Raw genomic sequence first — 18,742 nt, 5'->3', positions numbered from 1 at the left:
GTTTGTTGGGACATAAAATGGCATTTACAACACCGCCTCCGCGACCCGCTGCAACTCCGCATCCATCTCTTCTTCGCTGTGGCAAAGTTCCAGCCGCACAATGACGCGGTTAGCGCCGGCGTCCAAGAACGACTGCACATGGTCGCGGTCCGGTTCCTGCCCGTGAATGTTGATGGTCAGCGAGCTAGGATCGCGGTCGTACTCGGCGGCGAGCGTGTCCAATATCACGCGGCTTTCGCGCACCTGCTCGGCGGTTACGCGGTTGGGCAGCCAGCCGTCGCCCCAGCGTGCCACGCGCCGCAGTACATTCTTCGCCATACCGCCCAGTAGCACGGGTGGATGCGGCTTCTGCGCCGGCTTAGGGAAGCAGTGCACTTTCGGGAAGTCGTAATACTTGCCGTGAAACTCTGCCTCTTCCTCTGTCCACAACGCCTTGAGCGCCAGCGTCGCCTCGCGTGCCTGCGTCCAGCGATGGTCGAAATCGCCGCCCATCATTTCAGTCTCTTCGCGATGCCAGCCGGTGCCGATGCCGAACAGGAATCGCCCGCCGCTGTAAAAGTCCAGAGCCGCGATGACTTTCGCCAACACCAGAGGATTGCGCTCCGTGATGAGCGTGATGCCCGTGCCGAGTTTAAGGTCGGTCGTAACGGCGGACGCCCTCGCCAGCGCGATATACGGCTCGGTGAAGTGCGAGTATGTCCAAGGTATGACGCCGTCTTCCGCGCCGGGAAATGGGCTAGTCGATTCGACCGGCATAATGGGATGTTCCGCGAACCAGATGGACTCGAAGCCGAGTTCTTCCGCCCGCCGCGCCACAAACGCGGGGTCAACGGTATAGGCGGGCAGCGCCATCGCTACGCCAATTTGAGATGCCATAAGTATGCGCCTCCTTGCCAAAGCGTACTCTTAAGCCAAAGCGTATTCCAGATTCGCGCGTATCTTACCACAATCATCCCATCCTACGCATTCTGCCGCGTAAGCCCTGCTACATTGGCGGCTTCTGCCAGCCGCCAAGCGCCCCCTCCAAATACTGTGCGACCGCGAGCGACACATCCTCGCGCCACGGACGCGCCACCACTTGCACGCCGATGGGCAAGCCGTCCGGCGATGTGCCGCCGCGCACGACTGTCGATGGCCAGCCCGTGATGTTGTAAGTACCAGTATAGTTCATGCCGGAGCGGTATTCGTCCGTCATAGACAGGCCGTGCGGGAGGGCTGCAAACGACGACACCGGACAAATAATGACATCGTAGTTCTGCATGAAGCCAAGCATAGCGCTGCGGTAGGCATCCACCTGTTCCAGTATCTCCGTGTATTCGCCAACGGCAACGGACCTCTCGCTTGACTTCTCCAACTGTCGAGTCATCCATTCGTGCGTCTCGGTCGTGCCGTACTTCGCCAGCAGTCGTTGCGCTCCGGCCTGACCATCCCCTTGACGCAGCATTTCCGCTATTTCAGGATTCTCCGCAATGACGCGCGGCAGGTCTTCTTCAACGGACACGCACACGTCGTCAAGCGCGGCAGCGGCAGCGCGCACGGCCGACATTATCTCCGCGGTAGGTGTACGCACTCCGTTGTCAGTGTAGAAGCAGACGCGCAGCCCGCTTATATCTACATCCGTGGGGTCGCCAAGTGGCACAGGCGGTATGAAGGGATCGCTCCAGTCGGGACCGGATATGATTGGCATGATGAGCGCAAGGTCTTCGACGTACCGCGCCATAGGTCCGTTCTGCGTGAGCGAGTCAACCGCGCCGAAACTGTGCGGCACAATGTGCCCTGTGCGCGGCACCCGTCCTGAATTCGGCTTGATACCCGTAATGCCGCAGTAGTGTGCCGGACCTCGAATGCTGCCGCCGGTGTCGCTGCCGATGTCGAATGAAGCGCCGCCACAGCATACGATTGCGCCTGCGCCTCCGCTGCTGCCCCCGGGCATGCGGCTCAGGTCGAACGGGTTATTCGTCCGCCCGTAAATCAGGTTGTCAGTCTCGCCCGCATAAGTCAGCTCGGGCGTGTTCGTCTTGCCCAGCAGGATACCACCCGCAGCCCGCAGACGCGCCGCCACCGTCGCATCAGCATCCGGCACAAAATCCTTACGCCCCAAAGTACCGCCCGTTGTGATGATGCCCTCAGTGTCAATAGAATCCTTCAGCGTGAACGGTACGCCGTGCAGCGCGCCCTTGCTCTCGCCGCGCGCAAGCGCTGCATCAGCATCCGCCGCCTCAGCCCGCGCCCGCTCCGCCGCAAGCATAACCACCGCATTCATCGCCGGATTCACCTCCTCGATACGCGCCAAATGCGCCTCAACCAGCTCCACCGCCGAGATTTCTTTGTTCTGAATCGCCCGCGCCATAGATTTGGCGGATGTGTAGATAATCTCATCCATCTATCTCATCCCCTCCGTCCTACTATGCTCCCTGCAAGTTATTACATCGGCGGCTTCACCCACCCGCCAAGCGCCCCCTCCAAGTACTGCGCCACTGCCAGCGAAACGTCTTCGCGCCACGGCTGTGATACCGCCTGCACGCCGATGGGCAATCCGTCCGGCGATGTCCCGCCGCGCACCACAGTCGATGGCCAGCCGGTGATATTGTAAGTGCCGGTGTAGCTCATGCCCGGCTCGTTCTCGCGCTCCAGCGATTGTCCATGTGGCAGCGCAGCGAACGCGGAGACCGGGCAGATTATCACATCGTAGTGCTGCACGAAGCCCAGCATCGCGCTGCGGAACGCGTCCACCATTTCCAGCGTGCCGCTGAAATCGCCGACTTCCGCCTGATGCTCCGATGCGCGTTCCATGCGCCGCGTCAGCCACGGATGCGTCTCGGTCGTGCCCCACTTGTCCAGCAATCGCTGCGTCCAAGCCCTGCCGTCGCCGCCGGACAGCATGTTGGATATGTCCGGGTTCTCCGCGATGACGGACGGCACATCTTCGGTAACGGCGCAGCCCGCGTCTGCGAGCGCATCAACGGCGGCGCGCACGGCAGCGACCGTCTCGGCGGTTGGCGTGCGAATGCCGTTGTCCGTGTAGAAGCATACGCGCAGCCCGCTTATGTCCACATCCGCCGGATCGCCGAGAGGCATAGGCACGATGGCAGGGTCGTTCCAATCGGGTCCGGAGATGATGGGCAATAGGAGCGCGAGGTCTTCGACGTACCGCGCCATCGGGCCGTTCTGTGTCAGCGAATCGACCGCACCCATGCTGTGCGGCACGATATGCCCTGTGCGCGGCACACGCCCGGAGTTCGGCTTCAGCCCCGCGATGCCGCAGAAGTGCGCCGGATAGCGCACGCTGCCGCCTGTGTCGCTGCCGATGTCGAACGCCGCGCCACCGGTCGAGACGATTGCGCCCGCGCCGCCGCTGCTGCCGCCCGTCGTGCGGCTTACATCGAACGGGTTGTTGGACTGCCCGTACACCAGATTGTTCGTCTCGCCGGCGAGCGTTAGCTCCGGCGTATTCGTCTTACCCAGCAAAATACCGCCCGCCGCGCGCAGCCGCGCCGCGACTGTGGCGTCAGCGTCCGGCACATACTCCTTGCGTCCCAGAGTCCCGCCCGTCGTGATGATGCCTTCGGTGTCGATAGAATCCTTCAGCGTGAACGGAACGCCGTGCAGCGCGCCCTTGCTTTCGCCGCGCGCAATTGCGGCGTCCGCCTCCGCCGCTTCAGCGCGCGCCCTGTCGGCCGCAATCTGCACCACAGCGTTCAGCGCCGGGTTCACCTCTTCAATGCGCGCCAAATGCGCGTCCACCAGTTCCACCGCCGAGATTTCCTTGTTCTGAATCGCCTGCGCCATAGTCTTAGCGGATGCGTAGATGATGTCTGTCATGGGTGTCTCCTTTTGCGCGCTCTTGTCTCAAATTGGAAGGTGTATATCCGATGTGGCAAGCAAGGTAAATGCAAGCAAAGTAGGTGCAAGCCACCATGATTTGCGATTCTACTACATTTCAGACCGTCATTTCGAAATGCTCTCTGCGTAGGGGCGACCGACCGGTCACCCCTGCTGATATTCTGTGCGGCGCTGATGATGAAGCGCCCAAATTGACAAATATCGCAAAACACCAAGAGCCGCCGATACGCATTCGCGCTCGGCGGCTCTTTCTTCTCCATTTACTCGTACTGGCTATGTGATTCTCTACCGCAGCGGCGCGGCGTATATTTGGCCGCCTTTGGGGCAGTCGGTGCAGGGGGCGGCGGACCATAGGGCGTTGCGGCTGCCTTCACGCTCTAAGCCCAGCGGCGTCAGGTGGCGTTCGTATATCTCGCCGTAGTTGCCCACGCTGCGAATCACATCCTGCGCCGCCGTCAGGCTAATCCCCATAGTCTCCTGTCCATACGAACCTTCCAGACCGAACATGCGGTCAATGGCGGTGTCGCCGGTGACGGAATTCGGCACGCTATCGGCGGTGATGCCGAATGCCTCGGCGTAAATCAGGTATGCCATAACGGCGGATACGATGTCGAACCACTGCTCATCGCCGTGCGGCACTACCGGCCCCAAAGGCTCTTCCGAGATAGTGCCTGCCAATATCGTATGCTCGTCGGGGTTGCTGAAACTCGCCCGCGTGCTGACAAGCCCGGAGCGATCCGTCGTAAGCGCGTCGCATTGGCCGTTCCTGTAAGCGTCAGATGTTATGGGATTGGTCTCGAAGGTTAGTATCTCGAAGTCCATGTCGTTCTGATTGTCGAAGTCCTGCAAGTTCAGCTCGGTCGTCGTACCCTGCTGAACGCAAATGCGAGCGCCGCGCAGTTCCATCATGTTGTTAACGCCCAGCGCCTCCGGCACCATGAAGCCCTGCCCGTCGTAGAACATCGTGGGCGCGAAGTTGCCCCACTGCGCGTTGCGGCTGCTTGTCCAAGTGGTGTTGCGGGACATGAGGTCCAGTTCGCCCGATTGCATCGCAGGACCTCTTTCCGCCGCGGAGAGTGGGCGGAACTCAATCGCGTTGGGGTCGCCAAAGACCGCTGCCGCGACCGCACGGCACAGGTCGATGTCGAACCCTACGGTGTTGCCGCCTGCGTCTATGTAGCCGAAACCGGCGAGGCTCTTGTTGCTGCCGCAGACGACCATGCCGCGTTCCTTTATCAGCGCGAGACGGCTGCCATCGTTCGCCGCCATTCGCTGAATCTCCGCCTCAAGCTCGGACACGCGCGCCTCTGCCTCCATTGCCCTGCTTTCGAGCGCCGCGGTGTCAACGGCGGTCTCAGGCGCGGCTTCCTGCGAACACGCCGCAAGCGCCATAATCCCAAGCGCCATCACCGCGATAATCCCAAATATCCGATATTTCAAAGTGGACTCCTTTCATTGGGACAATTTCATAACCCCCTTCCCCCTCAGAGGAGGAAGGTTGGGATGGGCAGTAAATCTCCCCATGTCCCGTCCATCGCCGCCAGTCCCAGATACTGACAACTGAAAACTAAAAACTGAAGACTAAAAACTGAAAACTCCCTAAAACACATCCGCGATCATCATGTCGGCGTAGGTTTCGCGGCGGCGGATTAGCGTCGCGTTGCCGTCTTTCGCCATCACTATCGCGGGTCTGCCGTTTAGGTTGTAATTGCTTGCCATAGACGGCGCGTATGCTCCTGACGATGGAATGGCGATTATGTCACCCGGCTCTACCGCCGGCATCTTGATGTCATTTATCAGCACATCGCCTGATTCGCAGTACTTGCCCGCAAGCGTAACCACTTCCTGCGGCGGCGCGGACATGCGGCTCGCCAGCACCGCTTCATACTCCGAGCCGTATATCGCCGGGCGGATGTTGTCGCCCATGCCGCCGTCCAGCGACACATACTTGCGCACGGTCGGGATGTTCTTGATGCCGCCAACGGTGTACAGCGCAACACCCGCGCGTCCCACGATAGACCGTCCCGGCTCTACCACCAGCAGCGGCGTTCCAAAGCCCAGTTCGTCGCACAGCCGCGTAGTGTACTTCGTGATTGAATCGGCGTACTCCGCAATCTCCGGCGGCGGCTCGTCGCGCACATATCCGATTGCAAACCCGCCGCCCGGACTGAACACCTGCAACTCCAAGCCTTCTTCCTTGAACTGCGTCAGGAAGTTCAGCACCACTTCAATCCCGAACTCGTAAGGCTCAAGTTCGAATATCGGCGACCCCAAGTGAAAGTGAATACCCACAAGGTCGAGGTTAGTCGCGTTCAGCGCCTGCCGTATCGCCTTCGCAGCGTCGCCCGTCTCGATGGAAAAGCCGAACTTGCTGTCGAGTATGCCGGTTGTGGTCTTCTCGTGCGTGTGCGCATCGACGCCCGGCGACAGGCGCAGCATAATGTCCTGCCGCACGCCGCGCCGTCCGGCTGTCGCGTCCAGCACTTCGAGTTCGTGGAAGCTGTCCACGACGATTTGCCCGATCCCATAGTCCAGCGCGAATTCGAGCTCGTCCGGCGTCTTGTTGTTACCGTGAAAATACACGCCCTCAGGCGGCACATCGGCAGCGCACGCAACGGCAAGCTCGCCGCCGGACACGACATCCAACCCCAAGCCTTCCTCAGTGACGATGCGCGCTATTGCCGGGTTCACGAACGCCTTCGATGCGTACGCCACGCGGCTGTTCGGATAGCGCGCGCCGAACTCCGTAACGAACTGCCTGCACATCCCACGCAGCGTATCCTCGTCGAACACATACAACGGCGTGCCAAACTCCGCCGCTAGGTCCACAGCGTCGCAGCCGCCTAGCGACAGGTGGTCGTGTTCGTTGACCGCCGCCGTAACGGGGAACAGGTCTATATTGTCAAAACTCATTGCCTTCCTACTCCTCACATTCTGAATATCGTTGTTGCAATATATCGCCGGGCAGTTTGTGGCCTCTTGCCGTTCTGTTGAAGTCGGCGTCGAAACTTACTATTGTAAGTCCGAACTTTTCGGCGGCGACATACTGATAAGCGTCGTCAAAGTCCAATTCGAACTCTTGGATAACATCTACGATATTGTGGATGTCAGAGGGATTAAGACGAACCAACTTTACCCCTCCCTGCGAAAAAAGGTCGTTGACAAAGACGCGCAAAGTATCCGGCTGATTGACTCTTTGCAAGATAAGGCAAATTGAGTGCAGAGCAAAATCTGTGATGTACAGCAACTCGGATGGGGTTTCTGCAAGAAACCTTTCCACTTCTGACGCCCTATCCTGGTCAAGCAGGCGTTCAAGCCATATATTGCTGTCAATTAGAAGCGCCGCGCTATTCATCACGCCGTTCTACTAACGGTTCAACCCGCCATTCCAATGCCTTCTTTTGAAGCTCGACCGAAGTTAATCCGTCCTCGTATTCACTCAGCGCGCCCGCCCAGTCCTGCCGCAGACCGGCTTTGGGGATGTCCTCTTTCTCCGACGCAAGAGCCTCTATAAATGTCAGCACCTCGCGTTGTTTATCCTCGGGCAAGAATTGCACCCTTTCAACGATTTCCTCTTGAATTGTCATTTGTGTTTGTCCTCCTTCAAGAGTTCGTATTGCTTCATCACATGATTATAGCCTGACACCGTCGACGCCCGGCGACAGGCGCAGCCGCCTAGCGACAGGTGGTCGTGTTCGTTGACCGCCGCCGTAACGGGAAACAGGTCTATATTGTCAAAACTCATCAGCAAACTCCAGAAATACCTTACCGTTCAGATTAAATAGCGCCCACTATATTATTATAGTGTGGACAGCATAGTATAGTGTCGTTTATCCTGTGCATCGATGTAAATCTTAAGTTAGTAAATCTTAAGTTATAGGAGTAGGAGACGACAATGATCAAAATCAGACTATTAGCGGCGTTGCTGCTCGCGGTGATTGGCGCGGGCATGCTATCAGATGCGGGCAATTTGCTTTTGCCGGGCAATGTCGCGCACGCGCAGACGGACCTGCCATCGCCGGACAGCATCACGCTAGACCACGAAGGCGGCTTGGATGTCGTGGACGGCACTGAATCCGGCACTGCCGTCGCGTCGTGGGACGCAACCGAAGGCGCGACAGTATATCGATTGCAGTGGTTCAACTGGGATGCCGCCGACATTGCAGCTAACTTCTTCGACCAGACTTGGGAGCACACGCTCAATTCGATAGATGTGTCAGCAACCGACGCATCGACGTACTCACTCACTATTAACCGGCTCAAGACGGGGACGCTGTACGCATTCCGAATTGGCAGCATCAGCGATTCCGATTCCGACCCGCACTGGTCGGAATGGGTCTTCCTGCGCCTGGCAGGCGACAAGGATGTGCTGGACGCGCAAGAAGTCGCGCAGTTGCAATCCGCCGTGCAAGGCATTGCCGGCAGCGCAAGCGAACTCGCCGCCACCGCGTCGCGTCCGACAAACATAAGTATGACGCGAGATTATCTCCGAGACGAACGAACCCGCGCGAACGACCTCGCCAACGCGCTAGACGACCATCTGCAAATCATCCGAAATCGTGGACACGACGACCGCGTTGACGAGATTGAAGACCTGATAGACCAGCTGTCCGACAATGTGGATACAATCCACGGCGGACGCCCCGACCTGCTGCGTGAATTGGCGACAAGCGCGAGGATCCGAAACGAACTGGTGGTGCGGAACTCTACCCTGCTGTGGCCCCTATTGGCCGAAAGCGTGGACGACCAGCAATTCGATGCTCTGCTTGACCACCGCGACAATGACACAGAAGTGTCAATACAAAACTTTTTGGTGCACTCGCATACCTCATCGCTCAATGGGAACTTGATACAGGCGCATACGATGCTGCTCTTGTTAGCCCTATTGCAAGATCCGACGAATTTGGCGCGCGTTCAGGAAGGTTACGAATCGGCAGAAGGGCGGGCGACTGAAAGCCTTGAATATCTGAAAGAGAACAATGCCATATCTACTCGCGCGATTAGAATGATCGAGCAGACTCTGGGAGATGCCCGCGACGAGATCGGCGACACACAAGGCCGCTTGACGCTAGTCAGCGCCGAGAGAGCGCTTAGGCAAGACAATACGCGGATAATCCTAGCGTTAACGAGCGAGATTGACGCGTTTACATCGGAAATCCAGGGGATGCCCGTGCTGCCTACGCCCGAGCCTCCCGCTCTCGGCGTGCCCGGCGTAACCGACGACGAGATAATGTTCGGGCAGTCTGCCGCCTTGTCCGGTCCTTCTCAGGCGTTGGGTGAAGGGATGCAGCTCGGCCTTCTGGCGGCGTTCGAAGAAGCGAACCGCAACGGCGGCGTGCACGGTCGCCAACTCTCGCTCACAACATTGGACGACCGCTACGAAAGCGATTTCGCGTTTGCGAATACGATGCGACTGATTGAAAATTATCGCGTTTACGGTCTCATCGGCGCGGTTGGCACGCCAACATCGCGTGCGGTATCGCCGCTGGCGCACGACTTGGGTGTGCCTTTCATCGGGCCGTTCACCGGCGCGAACTTCCTGCGCGACGAAGATTTGAACAACACGCTGAATGTGCGTGCTTCGTACCATCAGGAAACGGAAGCGATGGTCGAACGCTTGACTGAGATGGACGTAACTCGGGTCGCGGTACTGTACCAGAACGACTCGTACGGTAGGGACGGTCTGCAAGGCGTACAGCAGGCGTTGGATGATCACGGTATGGACGTAGTGGCGTCCGGAATATACCAGCGTAATTCTACCGCGGTGAAAAGGGCAGCCTTCGACATCGCGGCGGCGAACCCCGAAGCAGTCGTGATAATCAGTTCCTACTTGCAGGCGGCAGAGGCGATACGGACGCTGCGCGACGATCTTGACTCTGACCCGATATTCATGGCAGTGTCGTTTGTGGGCAGTAACGCGCTCGCAGACGAGCTTGGAAGCGACGGAGAAGGCGTGTATGTAACGCAAGTCGTGCCGCTGCCGGACGACGACAGCGTGCCGGTCGTAGAGAGCTACCTAGACGCGCTCGACGAATACGACTCCGGCGCAGAGCCGGGCTTCGTCTCGCTCGAAGGCTATATCGCCGGACGGCTAGTCATCGAGCGTCTGGAAGACTGCGGCGCTGATGTTACCCGCGACTGCTTCTTGGATGTTACCGGCGATTCGATCACAATTGACATAGACGGCTTTGAACTGGAATACGGCCCCGACGATAACCAAGGTTCGGATGAAGTCTTCATGACCGTCATCAACGCCGACGGCGACCTAGAACTAGCAGACTAACGCAATAGCAAGAAACATCCCGCCATTCCCGCGTAAGGCGAGAGTGGCGGGACATCATCCCATTTATCCTGTCCTGTCCATCCCGTTGCCTGTCCATCCCGTTAAATGAACTGTTGCGAATTATTGCAGCACGGTCTTCGGCACTTCCTTCGTTGGGTCGAAGAACGGGACGCGCACTACTTGGGCGTCCACTATGCCGTCGGCGGGCAGGTCAACTTTGACATTTGTGCCCCGTTTCCAGTGCGAGCGCGGCATTGCGGCGATTGCGATGTTCGACCCCAAGTTGGGCGACCAGAACGCGCTGGTAACATAGCCGACATCATCACCCGATTCGGCATCTTTCACGAGGTAGAAACTCTCGTTGTACCAAGTGATAGGCTCGCCGCCCATCTTCAAGCCCACGAGCCGCTGCTTCACGCCCTCGCTCTTTATCTGCGTCAGCGCTTGCTTGCCAACGAAATCGTGCTTATTAAGGTCAACCTGCCAGCCTAGCCGCACTTCGTACGGGTTGTTCTCGATGTCCATATCCTGCCCGTAAGACAGGATGCCCGCCTCTAGGCGGCGTATGTGGCTTGGCGCGATGACACGCAGATTGAACTCTTCCCCTTGCTCCAGTATGTGCGGCCAAACATCGTCGGCGTACAGCATGGCGTCGTGCAGGTATATCTCGAATCCGACCTCGGCGGAGAAGCCGGTGCGCGAGATTGTAACATCGTGCCCGTTCAGTTTCGCGCGCAGCAAGCCGTAATACGGTATGCTGCGTACCTGCTCGCCGAACATCTTCTCCATCAAGTCCACGGACTTGGGACCCTGAATCTGCACCGGCGATACATCTATCTCGTTGATGCTCACATTAAACCTTCCGGTGTGGTTCACGCCCTGCGCCCACAGCAGCAGGTCCGAGTCCGAAATGCTGAACCAGAACTCGTCCTCCGCCACGCGCAGCAGCACAGGGTCGTTGATGACACCGCCGTATTGGTTGCACAAAATGACATAGCGCGCCTGCATCGGAGGCAGAAGCGTATGCACATCGCGCGTGATTATGTAATTCACGAATGCGGCAGCGTCAGGTCCCTTCACCTGTATCTGCCGCTCTACCGCCACATCCCACATGCTCACATGCCGTGTCAGGTACTTGTACTCTTCAAGCAACCCTCCCTGCTCCGGCTTAATGTACGCTCGCGGATGATACATGTGGTTATAAGTAGTGTATGCCCAGCAGCCTGCCGCCTTCGACAAGTGCCACCAAGGGGACTTCCTAATCCGAGTGGAAATCAGCATACGGGCGTCGCTGTTCCCGCTCTGACGCAAGTTGATCGGCAAAGTTCGCCGCTTAAGACCGTCGATTACCAGAGTTTGCTCCACCGTATAACCTCCATAGTTATATGGCCATAGTTATATGGCTTTAGGGCCAGCTCAACATGACACGCCAACGCGGAAGATTATTTTCGCTTAACTCTACGCACTTCTCCTTTCACTGCGCCGCGCCTATCTTCGCGCGGCATCGCTTTCCGATACTCACGGGCGCTGCTGCTGAGTCCGCCTACGCCTTCATCTTCCCCCCATCGGGGTCGTACAGTGGCTCGCGCGCTACCGTCGCCGGCAGGCGGTCGCCGAAGTACAGCACATCGACCTTCGTTCCCACACCGGCATACTGCTGCGGCAGGTAGCCGTACACAATGCCCTTGCCGATGGAATGTCCGTAGTTCGCGCTCGTTACATAGCCCAGCGTTTCATCACCGTCCCTGTTTGTCCCAAGAATAGGCTCTTTGCCAACCACCACGGCATCCGTGTCGTCCAGCGTTATACAGCATAGTTTGCGGCGCACGCCTTCTGCCCGTACTTTTCGCAGCGCGTCTCTGCCGATGAAATCGCCCTTTCGCATTCGCACTGCGAAGCCGATACCCGCCTCGTACGGGTTGTATTCGGTGTGAATGTCGTTGCCCCACAAGCGGTAGCCCTTTTCGAGGCGCAGCGAGTCGAACGCGCCGCCGCCCGCCGCGATGACGCCAAGCGGCTGACCGGCTTCCCACAGCAAATCCCACAGCCGCGCGCCCATTTCCGCCGGCGCGTACACCTCCCAGCCAAGCTCGCCGATGTACGATATGCGCAGCGCCAGCGCGGGAACTTCGCCTATCATGATGCGTTTCGCGGACATATACGGAAAACCGTCGTTGCTCAGGTCGTCATCGCACACGCGGCTCAGCAAGTCGCGAGCGCGCGGTCCCCACAGCCCGATGCAGCACAGCGCCGTGGATACATCGGTAATCCGCGCAGACCCGTCTTGCGGCATGCCCGCCTCAATCCACGCCAAGTCGTGCAGTCCCATCGCGCCGCCGGTAACGACCATGAAGCGCTCATCGTCCAGCCGCGTGACGGTCAGATCGCACTTGATTCCGCCGCTCGGCGTGAGCATTGATGTGTATGTGATGCTGCCCACCGGCTTGTTCATCTGGTTCGTGGCGAGCCGCTGCAATGCGCCGAGCGCGCCCGATCCGGCAATCTCAAACTTGGCGAATGGCGTCATGTCGAACATGGCGACACGCTCTCGCGCGGCGACATGCTCTGCCGCGACCGTCGGCGACCATTCGCGCGCCACCCAGCCCGTGCGTTCCGCGCCCTTGACGGTCAGCGAATCTAGCAAACCTTCGTTGGCGGCATACCACTGCGGTCGCTCCCACCCGGCGTTCTCGAAGAACACGGCGCCCAACGCCTGCTGTCGAGGGAAAAACGGCGTCAGGCGCAGGTTACGCGGGTGTTCCATCTGCTGGCGCGGGTGGATGATGTCATAGACTTCGCGGTATTGCTGCGCGGCGCGCGCCCGCACATAAGGTCGCGTGTTCGCGTGCGGATGAAAACGGCGGATGTCGCATTCGCGCAGATCTGTCGTGGGTTCGCCGTTGACAATCCACTCGGCGACCGCCTTGCCCACACCGCCCGCGTGCGTAATCCAAACCGCCTGCGCCGACCAAAATCCGCGAACCTGCGGCGATTCGCCCAGTACCGGAAATCCGTCCATCGTAAACGAAAATATGCCGTTGAACTTGCGCGTCAGCCCGGCGCCCTCGATGCCGGGCAGGATTTCGCGCGCCGCCGTCCAAGCGCGCTCGAAGTGGCGTGGCGTGAACTCCACTTCGGACGGCATAATCGGCGCGTCGGAGTGGTCGAGTATATCGTCCGCGTCCATCAAGAGCGGCTCGTGGTTGTACGACCCGATGCCGTAGCCTTCGCGCTCTTGGCGAAAGTACATCGCCGCGTCTTGATGGCGCAACAGCGGCTGTTCGACCTCTGCTTTCGCGCCTGCAAGCCCTTCTAGCGGAGTCGTTACGGCGTACAAGTGCTGCATCGGCGACAGCGGAATTGGCACACCTGCCATGCCGCCTACCGTAGGCGCCCAGATGCCCGCCGCGGAAACGACTAACTCTGTCTTGATTTCGCCCCGCGATGTATGCACGCCCGTAATGCGCCCTGCGTCAATACCAAAGCCGGTAACCTTGACGCCGCCGAAGAACGCCGCGCCGTTGCAGGCTGCCTCGCGCGCCATAGCCTCTGCCGGTCGCGTAGCCTTCGTGTGAATGTCGGACGGCACATGCAGCGCGCCCAGCACGCGCTCGGACAGCATCGGAATCATAGCGCGCGCCTCGTCCGTGCTGATGAGATGCGCCTCGACGCCCCAGCTTTTGCCATAGCCCGCCTTGCGCTTCAAATCGGTCAGGCGCTCGGGCGTCCAAGCGGCTTCTAGGCTGCCCACAGGATTGGCGCACGGCTCGCCGTCAAGCGTCAGGTTGCTCCAAAGGTCAACAGTATAACGCGCGAACTCGGTCATCGTCTTTGACGCGTTGAGTTGAAACACCAGACCCGGCGCGTGCGAGGTAGAGCCGCCCGTCTCGAACAGCGGTCCTTGCTCAACGACGACGACATCTCGCCAGCCGAGTTTGGTCAGGTGGTACGCGACGCTGCAGCCCGCGATGCCCGCGCCAATGACGACCGCTCGCGCATACTTCGGCAGGGTGAAGTCAGACATGGCACCTATGTCCCCCAGTGTCTCCCAGCCATCCAGTGATAATAGGTATTGTCGTAAGCGATAATGCCCTGTCCGCCGATGCTAGCACAGATTCAGCCCGCATGTAAGGTCGAATTTGGGCGCAGTTTTACACGGATGAACAGGATGAGCAGGATGGGATGTCAGTGCGCGCCACGCAGCGCCCCCGGCAGCTCCGCGGCGCTCTCCAACACCGTCACCGGCGCATACTCCGCGAATGCCTCACGCGGCGTGACGCCGGACAAGACGGCGGCGAATCTTACGCCGGCGCGCCGTGCCGTCTCCGCGTCTGTTGTGCTGTCCCCCACATACAGGCAGCGCTTCTTCGGCGTATCCAGTTTGGCAACCGCGCGCAGCAGCCCCGTTGGATCGGGTTTCGGTTCATCCACATCCTCGATGCCCACGATAACCTTGAATTGACTATCTAATTCTTCCCGTCGCAGTACGCGTGATATGCGCCATCGTCTCCCCGACGACACGATTCCCAACTCTATGCCATGTCCTAAAAGCGTATCCACTAGCGACGGTACGAAATCGAATAGCATCGTGGCATCGGGCATCATCTTTTCCGCCCGTTCCAAGAAAATCCGCATAAACTCGTCCCCAAGCGCGGAATGCTCATCGCCAGCCAGCGCCGTCAGCGTGCGCGGCAGCGACAAGCCTATCGTGCGCCGAATCGAGTCATCCGTGGCAGTGGGCAGCCCCAGCCGCCGCAGCGCATAGTTCGCGCACTCGATTACGCCGTCGGACGAATCCGCGAGAGTGTAGTCGAAGTCGAAGATGATACTCTGCACATCGGCGATACTTGGATACGCGCTCATCCCATCCTGCCCATCGATGTCAGTTGCCGTGCTCACAGCCCCATCATGTCGGCGAGCGTCTTCAAGTCCGGCACTTCCAAGTCCGCGCCGGAGTTGCCGCCGATTGGATTGCCCGACGCGCTGCCCTCGCGCTCCAGTCCGGCGTGCCTGTTCACCCACACCGCATCCATGCCGAAGCTCTTTGCCGGTACGATGTCCAGCTTGACGCTTTCCGCCACATGCAGAACGCGCTCTTTAGGCACGCCAATGCGCGCGACAGCCATCGCGAAGTTGTTGTGCGAAGGCTTGTACGACCCAACCTGCTCCGCCGTTACCACGAAGTCGAAATCGATGCCCAGTGTCTGCTGCGTGCCGGCAAACAAGTCGTCGTCCACATTCGACACGATGCAAAGTTTGTATCGGCTCTGCAGACGGCGCAGCGCGTCCACCGTGTCGTCGAAGGGCTGCCAGTTGCCCAGAGATTCAGCGAGGCATTCCGCCTCAGACGCGGACGGCTCAAAGTCCAGCCGTTCGCAGATTCCGATGACAGTGTTTCGCAGAACTTCGCGGTATCGCCGGTACTCGCCGGATTTGCCCGCGCCCTCGACCTCCGCGTAAAGCGCCATCAGCTCGTCGTCGCTCACACTCGCGCCGTGCGCGTCCACGACCGGCCGCAGCGCGCCCGCAATCCCCGATTCCCAATCAATCAGCGTCCCGTAGCAGTCAAATGTCAGCGCGTCATAATTATTGAAGTCCAGCATCAGATACTTCGTCTCCCATCCTAATCCTGCTCATCTTGTCCATCGATGTCACTTACCCGTCCTTCCGCTTGCAGCTTTATCAGATGCGCGCGAATTTGGCTGCGGGCGGTATCCATCAGCTGCGGATGGATTTTGCCGGCATAGATGGCGTCCAGCAGCGTGTCTAGGCTGCGATTGCCCGCTTCAACCAATTTGACAATCTGCTCTTCACGCGCGAAGCGGCGCGTTATCATCTCGTTCAGCTTGTCCTGCGGCGTGTGTATCATCGGACCGTGCCCCGGCGCAATCATCCGCGAATCGAAGCCCTTCATCTTGCGCATCGACTCGATGTACGCTGCCATATCGCCGTGATCCGGGCTGATGACGGTCGTGCCGGTGCCCAGTATCATATCGCCGCTGAACAGCACGCCCGTCTGCCGGTGCAGAATGCTCAGGCTGCCTAAAGTATGCCCCGGCGTGTGTATGAACTCCAGCGTCGCATCGCCAAGCTCCAGCGTATCGCCGTCCTTCACGGTCGCGTCCACGCTCACGCCTTCGGTGCCGTAATCGCCTTCGTCATCGTTTTCGTCTGCCATGCGCTGGAATGGTTCGTCCGGCGCACGCGCGGAAGATTGCTCGGACTCTATCGCCTCTTGTTCGATGCCGTGGCAAAACACCGCTCCGCCCGTAGCCTCGCGCAGCCGGTTCGCGCCGCCGATGTGGTCGCCATGCCGGTGAGTCAGCACGATAGCTGCAATCTCCGGCGATCCCATCGCCCGCCATTGCGCCAAATAGTAGTCCACTTCGGCGTCTTTGCCATACGCCGTGTCGATGATTGCCGCGCGCTCGCTGCCTAGCGCCAGATACACATTCGGCGCGTAAACGCCCTCGTGCGCGCCTTCGCCAACGACCATCTGGTGCACGCCCGCCGCAATCTCCGTAATGCTTGTCTTCATGTCATGCGCGTCCTTTTGCATTTTATCCTTTGCGTTCTAAACTGCTGGGTCTGCTTCAAAGATCTCCCTGACAGATTTTGCCTGAAGAAAATACAATACATTGACATTGATGCTTAATCAATTGCCCATTTGGCAATCGGATACTCTGCGCCTTCCTATCAGCCCCGGAGGGGATAGCGATAATTCCCAAGCAATCTGCAACGAAATCTCGCAAAACCCGTCATTTGACTGGCAAATCTATTTGAAATTGAGATTAGCAAGAGTATAATTCGCCGTGCTGTTAACAAAACATTAATAAGCGCGTAGCGGATATGCTTGACAGGCACTTGTGGAAGGAGCACTTGGATGGACCCCGTCAATCTATACGACATGGAAACCCTCGCGAAGCAGACGATGCCCCACAATATGTGGACATTTGTGGACGCCGCCTCGAATGACGAAATCACCAAGCGCAGGAATCGCGATTCGTTCGACCGCATTATGGTCAACGCACGCTTTCTGCGTGATGTGTCCGAGCGCAACTTAAGTACGACCGTGCTCGGCGAGAAGATTGACTTCCCGGTGATGGTCGCGCCGACAGGCGGACAGCGGCAGGCGCACCCGGAAGGCGAGCGCGCCACTGCCACCGGCGCCGGACGCGCGGGCACGCTGTACACGCTGCCCACAAGCTCCGGCTACAGCATCGAAGAGGTCGCCGAAGTCGCTTCGGGTCCGCTGTGGTTCCAGCTCTACCACCAGGACGACGAGGTAACCGAAATTCTGGTCAAGCGCGCGAAGGAAGCGGGCTACAAGGCAATCTGCCTCACCGTTGATACCCCCGTCGGCAGCCCCAAAGAGCGCGACATTCGCAACCTGTATATGGCGCAACCCGGCTTGCACTGGGGCAGCTTGCGCGACCGCCCAGACCTCATCAACCGCAGAAATGTCGGCGTGCCGGACCTCGCGGACTGGGCGCCGCCCGACTATGTGGGCTTGACATGGGACAGGCTCGACTGGCTGCGTGATCTGACCGGCTTGCCTCTTATCGTCAAAGGCATTCGCACGGTGGAGGACGCAATTCAGTGCGCAGAGTACGGCGTTGACGGCATTGTCGTGTCCAACCACGGCGGCAGGCAGCTCGACGGCACCCCGTCCAGTATCGAAACGCTCGCGCCCATCGCGAATGCAGTCGGCGAGCGTTTGGAGATATATCTGGACTCCGGCGTGCGGCGCGGCTTGGATGTGCTGAAAGCGCTGAGCCTTGGCGCGCGCGCCGTGCTGGTCGGACGCCCGCTCTACTGGGGCTTGGCATACGGCGGCGCGGACGGCGTAGAACTCATGCTCAACATCCTGAAGGTCGAATTCGACCGCGCGCTTGCCTATGTCGGCTGCGCCAGCCCGGACCAACTCCACCCCGGCATAGTGGACATCCCCGACACCAACTGGTGGCCTAGAAACTAGCCTAATCCGCAAGCGAAACGGAAACGTCCTATTCTCATACATGTGAGAATAGGACGTTTCTTATGTGCTGCATTTCGTAAGAGAGGAAGTCTGCTCACTCCGACCGCTTGTCGTCATCCGCGCCGTTCAATCCTTGCGAACTGGGCGGCGGCTCGTCGAAGTCTTCGCCTCGTTCCTCTGCCTCCAACCGATTCCGATTCCACTCCGCCCACTTGCGACCCATCCGCTCCGCGCCTATCGCCAGTCCTTCCGCTCTTCCTTCCGCCAATCCTTCCGCTCTTCCTTCCGCCGCAGCCTCTGCCGCGGCAGCTTCCCTACGCTTCTTCAAGTAGTCGCCTACCATCTCTGCCAAGACCATACTCGCCTCCGTTATCACAAGACTGATGAACGCCGTCGTGAAGAGTATCGCCGGCGCTTTCTGGACGACCGCGTTGGTTATGTCGTGATACGAAGTTCCGTTTCCCAGACGCGAAGCCTCGTACCACACGCTCCAGACAACGCCGATTATACCAAGAAAATAGAACAGCGGAAAATACATCCGCCTGAACCTTCTCGGCACGCTCCACATAGACACCCGATCATCGTCCGCTCCCCGATTTTCCGTTTCGCGCATACTCCCGCACCCGCATTGTCCACCC

At 59.2% G+C, this 18,742-nt stretch carries 15 protein-coding genes; 2 read left to right on the top strand and 13 right to left on the bottom strand.

What is annotated here, in order from left to right; all coding sequences use genetic code 11:
• Positions 1 to 24 precede the first annotated feature (24 nt).
• From F4X57_01725 to F4X57_01695, 7 genes are all read right to left on the bottom strand, one after another.
• A complete protein-coding gene (locus F4X57_01725; protein ID MYC05893.1) occupies positions 25 to 876 on the bottom strand; it encodes an LLM class F420-dependent oxidoreductase in 852 nt (283 codons plus the stop codon).
• Positions 877 to 985: 109 nt separating this feature from the next.
• The gene (locus F4X57_01720) at positions 986 to 2,383 is read right to left on the bottom strand and encodes an amidase (protein MYC05892.1); all 1,398 of its coding nucleotides are present in this window, start codon (positions 2,381 to 2,383) and stop codon (positions 986 to 988) included.
• A 41-nt stretch (positions 2,384 to 2,424) separates the two neighbouring features.
• The gene (locus F4X57_01715) at positions 2,425 to 3,822 is read right to left on the bottom strand and encodes an amidase (protein MYC05891.1); all 1,398 of its coding nucleotides are present in this window, start codon (positions 3,820 to 3,822) and stop codon (positions 2,425 to 2,427) included.
• Positions 3,823 to 4,128: 306 nt separating this feature from the next.
• Entirely contained in the window at positions 4,129 to 5,160 is a 1,032-nt protein-coding gene (locus tag F4X57_01710) for an amino acid ABC transporter substrate-binding protein (protein ID MYC05890.1), read from the bottom strand.
• Between the two features lie 282 nt (positions 5,161 to 5,442).
• A complete protein-coding gene (gene lysA, locus F4X57_01705) occupies positions 5,443 to 6,756 on the bottom strand; it encodes a diaminopimelate decarboxylase (GenBank protein ID MYC05889.1) in 1,314 nt (437 codons plus the stop codon).
• 7 nt (positions 6,757 to 6,763) lie between these two features.
• Positions 6,764 to 7,198, bottom strand: coding sequence for a type II toxin-antitoxin system VapC family toxin (locus F4X57_01700; GenBank protein MYC05888.1), 435 nt, complete (start codon positions 7,196 to 7,198; stop codon positions 6,764 to 6,766).
• Complete coding sequence (locus tag F4X57_01695) at positions 7,191 to 7,430, bottom strand: DUF2281 domain-containing protein (GenBank protein ID MYC05887.1); 240 nt, start codon at positions 7,428 to 7,430, stop codon at positions 7,191 to 7,193. The genes F4X57_01700 and F4X57_01695 overlap by 8 nt, the downstream gene beginning before the upstream one ends.
• Before the next feature lie 308 nt (positions 7,431 to 7,738).
• Here F4X57_01695 and F4X57_01690 point away from each other — a divergent pair, with 308 nt between their 5' ends.
• On the top strand, positions 7,739 to 10,126 hold the full coding sequence (locus tag F4X57_01690) for an ABC transporter substrate-binding protein (protein MYC05886.1): 2,388 nt from the start codon (positions 7,739 to 7,741) through the stop codon (positions 10,124 to 10,126).
• Between the two features lie 120 nt (positions 10,127 to 10,246).
• On the opposite strand, the gene F4X57_01685 is transcribed toward F4X57_01690, so the two are convergent.
• The 5 genes from F4X57_01685 to F4X57_01665 form a co-directional block, all read right to left on the bottom strand.
• Positions 10,247 to 11,491, bottom strand: a complete 1,245-nt coding sequence (locus F4X57_01685) for an aminomethyl transferase family protein (GenBank protein ID MYC05885.1) — start codon at positions 11,489 to 11,491, stop codon at positions 10,247 to 10,249.
• A 178-nt stretch (positions 11,492 to 11,669) separates the two neighbouring features.
• A complete protein-coding gene (locus F4X57_01680) occupies positions 11,670 to 14,135 on the bottom strand; it encodes an FAD-dependent oxidoreductase (GenBank protein MYC05884.1) in 2,466 nt (821 codons plus the stop codon).
• Positions 14,136 to 14,311: 176 nt separating this feature from the next.
• Positions 14,312 to 15,025 (bottom strand): HAD-IA family hydrolase, encoded by a 714-nt coding sequence (locus F4X57_01675; protein MYC05883.1) that lies wholly within the window; start codon positions 15,023 to 15,025, stop codon positions 14,312 to 14,314.
• Complete coding sequence (locus tag F4X57_01670; GenBank protein ID MYC05882.1) at positions 15,022 to 15,729, bottom strand: haloacid dehalogenase type II; 708 nt, start codon at positions 15,727 to 15,729, stop codon at positions 15,022 to 15,024. The genes F4X57_01675 and F4X57_01670 overlap by 4 nt, the downstream gene beginning before the upstream one ends.
• A 20-nt stretch (positions 15,730 to 15,749) precedes the next feature.
• A complete protein-coding gene (locus F4X57_01665) occupies positions 15,750 to 16,685 on the bottom strand; it encodes an MBL fold metallo-hydrolase (GenBank protein ID MYC05881.1) in 936 nt (311 codons plus the stop codon).
• A gap of 324 nt (positions 16,686 to 17,009) precedes the next feature.
• Here F4X57_01665 and F4X57_01660 point away from each other — a divergent pair, with 324 nt between their 5' ends.
• The gene (locus F4X57_01660; protein MYC05880.1) at positions 17,010 to 18,104 is read left to right on the top strand and encodes an alpha-hydroxy-acid oxidizing protein; all 1,095 of its coding nucleotides are present in this window, start codon (positions 17,010 to 17,012) and stop codon (positions 18,102 to 18,104) included.
• 94 nt (positions 18,105 to 18,198) lie between these two features.
• On the opposite strand, the gene F4X57_01655 is transcribed toward F4X57_01660, so the two are convergent.
• Positions 18,199 to 18,717: a hypothetical protein gene (locus F4X57_01655; protein MYC05879.1), complete on the bottom strand. Its 519-nt coding sequence runs from the start codon at positions 18,715 to 18,717 to the stop codon at positions 18,199 to 18,201.
• Between the last annotated feature and the right edge of the window lie 25 nt (positions 18,718 to 18,742).

It is taken from the genome of Chloroflexota bacterium (assembly GCA_009840355.1).
Lineage (GTDB): Bacteria > Chloroflexota > Dehalococcoidia > Lucifugimonadales > JADFKI01 > Bin90.
Note: the sequence above shows the minus strand (reverse complement) of the source record. Positions and strands in the feature narration are given on the sequence as shown.